Here is a 4,611-nt window from a genome sequence, read left to right on the forward strand (position 1 = left end):
ACCCGGCATTTCGCCTGCTACTGGCTCACGACCCATTGCAAAGGCGACAGCGCGCCCGCGCTCCGCTACCTGTCGCAGTTTCTACCACCCGCTACTCTGGAATTGCTGCGCCAAGCCGTACAACCTACCACCTGGGACACCTTGAAAACCGAGGCTATTGATGTATCGGCCGATTTCTACTGGCTGGACGATAGTCCGTTTGAGTCGGAAATCGCTTATTTGCAGGCGCGGGGTGTGGCTGACAGGTTGATTGTAGTTGACCTGAATCGGCCGGATGAGTTGGCTATAGTCTCACAAAGCCTACTAAAAAATTAAATTAATATGAAAACGCATATGATTCTACAGATAAAAAAGACAATTAGAAGCTTGTCAAATAGCACTAAGAAAAAGACAAATGGCATCGTATTCACGATAGCATCTATTTTTTCCATTATATTCTTTTTAATACCCTTCTTTATCAGAGACAAATCCGAATCAATTAATTCCGTTCTATCTGTAGCTCTTTCAGCGGTAAGCACTGTACTGACTGCTGCAACCTTTATAATAGCTTATTTTCTCTATGAGCGACTAAGTCTTGATAGACGTATTATGGACAAGCAGGCTGATACAGTTTTACAGTTAGCTGATTTTCTAAAAGGGAAGACCTTTACTGTGAATTCCGAAGGTTATGGCTATTTCATTAGGCTAGCAATACATCAATTAGAGGATTTTGCTTCCCTACCCAACTATCCCATTAATGCACAAAAAGGGCTTATGATTAATTCAAACGATTATAATACCTTCTTTTATCAGCTCTCGCCATTGATGAGAAGTTATTGGATGCCCCTCGAAATAAAAGAAAAATTACAATTTCTTGAGTTTCGTTTATATCTAGAAATAGAGAAAATTGATTCGATTGATAAATTAAATAACTATATAAATTTTCAGTTTGACTATAAGTCAGAGAAGGCTAATTACTTTGTAGCATTGCCAGAAACAACTTTAGAATCATTCGTTTCGGATTTAAAAACTTTAGTACAGGTGATTGAGCAATGGATAAATGATAGGTCATCTATTCCGTTAGAATTGAGATTATGGGAGCCTAGCTAGCCCAAACACCGCCATCTGCGACGGCCCGCCTACGCCTTCCGCCTCCTCGCCCATCGCCACCAGGCGCACCTGATACCCGTGGCGCGCGGCCACGGCGGCAGCCCAGACCCCAAACTCGGCCCGGCTCCACTCGAAGCGGTGGTCGGCGTGGCGGAAGCTGCCGGCCGAGAGGCTGCCGTAGAGCTGGTTGTAGTCGGCATTGGGGGTCGTGACGAACACGTGCGCCGGCCGCGCCTGCCCAAATACCACCGCCTCCAGGGCGGCGAGGCGGCCGGGGTCGAGGTGCTCGATTACTTCGACCAGCGCCGCCGCGTCGAAGCCGGCCAGGCGCTCATCCTTATACAGTAACGAGCCCTGAATGAGGTCGATACGGGCGCGCTGGCGCGCGGGCATCTCGTCGAGGTGCAGGCGCTGGGCGGCGCGGGTCAGCGCCTGGTGCGATACATCCATGCCCAGGATGTATTCGATTTTGGCCTGCCGCATGAGCAGGCGCAGCAGCTTGCCCTCGCCGCAGCCCAGGTCGAGCACGCGCTTGGGGGCAAGCTGGTAGATTTCGTGGGCGACTTGCTGGAGGCGCTGGTCGTGGAGGGAGGTTTTGGGCTCGGCGGGAGCATCACCCCCTGCCGACACCTCACCCCCTAGCCCCCTCTCCAAAAAAGAGGGGGGACTAGTTTTAGTTTCTAGCTCTAGCTCTGCATGTTGCTCACTAGACATAGTAGAAATAGCGTCCGGCTCCCCCTCTTTTTTGGAGAGGGGGCTGGGGGGTGAGGTTCCCGCGTCCGCATCGTCTTCCAAATCATCCGAATCCAGCAATCTTGCCAGCGTGGGGTTCACGTACAGCGCGCGGTAGCGCAGGTAGCGGCGCGTGATGAAGCCGCGCTCGGGGTGGCGGGGCAGCCAGTCGCCGCCGCGGTGCAGCAGTTTCTCGGCCTCGTTCTGGTCGATGTAGTAGTGCTTGTTGTTGTCGAGCACCGGCAGCAGCACGTAGAGGTGCGTGAGCACGTCTTGCAGGCGCAGGCCGTCGTGGCGCAGGTGCAGGGTATAGTACTGGCTATCACCCCACTCGGGCTGGGTGGGGTCGAGGAAATAGGCCTCGGTTTCGACCTGGTAGCCCAGCGGCTCGAAGAGGCGGCGGGGCCAGTCGGGGCCGGGGGCCGACACCACGGCCACGGTTACGGCCAGCGGCAGGGCCTCGGCGGGCAGCGTGGGGCGGTCTTTGCAGGTGCCATTCATGGCCGTGCTGAAGGCTTTGCTCAAGGCCACGCTCAGAAACGACGAGGCCACGTAGGGGCGGTCGTTCACGTACTGTTCCAGCGCGAATCCTTCGCCGCCGCGCTCGCCCCGGCCGCGCACCAAACCCACGGGGTCGAGGTCGAGCAGCAGGGCGGCAGTGCAGCGCTCGGCCGTGGCCTCGGGGTAGAATACGTGCGCCTGGCCACCACTCACTTCCACGGTTTGCAGGCGGGCGGGGTTTTTGTGCAGCAAGTAGCCCAGGTCGGTGGCGGGCTGGTGGGTAGTTGTGATGGTCAGCAGCATAAGCGAAAGTGCGGGGCGGAAGGCCGAAATATAGCACGGCGGCTGCCGAAGCGGCCGAGGTAACGAAATTTGCCTGTCTATCGAAATTCAGTCATGCAGAACGCAGCGAAGCATCTCGCTCGCTTCGTTGCAAGCGCGGTTGATTACTGCGCGACGCGAGATGCTTCGCTGCGCTCTGCATGACAGTCGTTTTCTTACGTCTTCCCTCTTTTCATCCCCGTGCCCGAATCCACGCCCAACCCCGCCGCCCTGCCATCGCTCGCCGACTTCGTCGGCTTCTACCTCTACGGCCTCACTAACAACCCCTACCAGCAATCGACTGACCTGGCGCAGTTTGGCCAGCTCTATAACCTCGTCATTGGCGAGCACGGCGGGGTGGGCCTCGCCAGCTCGTTTCACCCGTATCAATTGGTAAACCAGGCGGGCGTGACGGTGTGGTACGCGGCCTACGCGCAGCTCTACGCCCAGCCCAACCGCGCCGCGCTGTTTGAGGCGATGACCGATGAGCAGGCCCGCTACGTGGTGGTCCCGCCCGCCTCGTTCAGCGAGTTTCACGTGTGGCTCGATACCCGGCTCACCAGCGAGGAGAACCCGGTTTTCAGCCACTACATCCCGTTTGTGCTGCCCTTTTTGGTGCGCAAAGGCCCGGCCCCGCTGCGCTGGGATGCCGAACTGGCCGCCGCCGAGGGCGACAAAAGCCGCTTCGGCACCTACCTCGATGCCGTGAACAAAGCCATCCAATTCGTGCAGCCCAGCCCGGCATTCGTGCTCGGCTTCGGCGAGTTTGACGAGCAGCAGCCCGAGCGGCTGATTGAGCGGTTTATGGACTGCCGGGCTATGCTGCTGAGCCGGTAGGTTGGGCGGCTGTTTTGAGCACCTATATTAATACGGTATAAAACAAACCGTCATGCGGAGCGGAGTCGAAGCATCTCTACCGCTTCATCTGGGCCGTTCAATGGTGCGACAGAGATGCTTCGACTCCGCTCCGCTTCGCTCAGCATGACGGACGTATTCGTCGGCACCCCTAGCTCACCGCCACGCCCATCGCCTCTTTGCTCACGTAGAATTTCCGCTCATTAATGCAGTACACGTTGCCCTTGGCGAGCACGTGCATCCGCACGTTCTCCACCGAGAGCGTGGTGCCCTTTTTGGCGGCGGCGGCGTTGTTGTGCGCGATGTCGAAGCCGTCCAGGATAATGACCAGGTTCGAGCCGATGGTTTCGACCAGCCGGCCTTCGGTGATGAGCACGCCCGTGTCCTCGCCCAGCCCGATGCCGATGAGCTTGGGGTAAAGCGCCACCGCCTCGATGAGCCGGCCGAAACGCCCGCGCTTCACGAAGTGCGAATCGATGATGGCGCTGGGTAGCAAATTCAGGCCGGTGCCCATTTTCACGGCCCCTTTCAGCAGGGCGTCGGGCACCGAGCCGCCGCGTATCATGTGCTGCGACATGGCCATGGCCCCGGCGCTGGTGCCGGCAATTATGAAGTTGGGCTCGGCGTAGTAGCGGCGCAGCAGGGTGTCGAGGAAGTCGGTTTCGGCGAACATCTCGCGCAGGCGCTGCTGGTTGCCGCCCGACATCATAATGACGTCGGCCGCGAGCAGGCGCTCGAGGTACTCGGGCTGCCGGGCGTCTTCGGGCGTGCGAATGTCCATGATGCCCACGTTGTGGCAATTGAGCATGGCAAACGAGGCCGTGTAAATTGGGCCTACCTCCTGCGGAATCATCGAGGCCGTGGTGATGACTTCGATGCGCGGGTCCAGTTTGCCCGACTCGCTCACCACGCGCTTGAGGATGCCGAGCTCAAAAAAATTCAGGTAGTATTTGCGCTTGCTGCGCGAAGTCGGATAAGTACCCTTGTCTTCGTTGCCGCCAACTGCGATGAGTTTGCCGCGAGGAATCAGATTTTTCAACTTACAATAACTAGCTGGTTAAGCTCGCAAAATTACGGACGAGAGTGTAACACCAAGCTCTAGCTTGGTGACAC

General features: G+C 57.4%; 5 protein-coding genes. 3 read left to right on the forward strand and 2 right to left on the reverse strand.

Going from position 1 to position 4,611, the window contains the following annotated elements; translation table 11 throughout:
* Positions 1–315, forward strand: a 315-nt coding sequence (locus VFO93_RS06465) for a hypothetical protein (RefSeq protein WP_325133529.1), incomplete at its 5' end; no start/stop codon positions are given.
* A gap of 6 nt (positions 316–321) precedes the next feature.
* A complete protein-coding gene (locus VFO93_RS06470; protein WP_325133530.1) occupies positions 322–1,089 on the forward strand; it encodes a hypothetical protein in 768 nt (255 codons plus the stop codon).
* On the opposite strand, the gene VFO93_RS06475 is transcribed toward VFO93_RS06470, so the two are convergent.
* Positions 1,072–2,625, reverse strand: coding sequence for a 3' terminal RNA ribose 2'-O-methyltransferase Hen1 (locus tag VFO93_RS06475; protein WP_325133531.1), 1,554 nt, complete (start codon positions 2,623–2,625; stop codon positions 1,072–1,074). The genes VFO93_RS06470 and VFO93_RS06475 overlap by 18 nt on opposite strands.
* Positions 2,626–2,844: 219 nt before the next feature.
* Between VFO93_RS06475 and VFO93_RS06480 the strand changes: the two genes are divergently transcribed.
* On the forward strand, positions 2,845–3,480 hold the full coding sequence (locus VFO93_RS06480) for a hypothetical protein (protein WP_325133532.1): 636 nt from the start codon (positions 2,845–2,847) through the stop codon (positions 3,478–3,480).
* A 169-nt stretch (positions 3,481–3,649) separates the two neighbouring features.
* Here VFO93_RS06480 and VFO93_RS06485 read toward each other — a convergent pair whose 3' ends face one another.
* The gene (locus VFO93_RS06485; RefSeq protein ID WP_325133533.1) at positions 3,650–4,537 is read right to left on the reverse strand and encodes a cyanophycinase; all 888 of its coding nucleotides are present in this window, start codon (positions 4,535–4,537) and stop codon (positions 3,650–3,652) included.
* Positions 4,538–4,611 lie beyond the last annotated feature (74 nt).

It is taken from the genome of Hymenobacter sp., assembly GCF_035709525.1.
GTDB lineage: Bacteria > Bacteroidota > Bacteroidia > Cytophagales > Hymenobacteraceae > Hymenobacter.

Coding starts and splice junctions, on each gene's coding strand:
- VFO93_RS06470 (WP_325133530.1), top strand. CDS start 322: ATGAAAACGCATATGATTCTACAGATAAAAAAGACAATTAGAAGCTTG.
- VFO93_RS06475 (WP_325133531.1), bottom strand. CDS start 2,625: ATGCTGCTGACCATCACAACTACCCACCAGCCCGCCACCGACCTGGGC.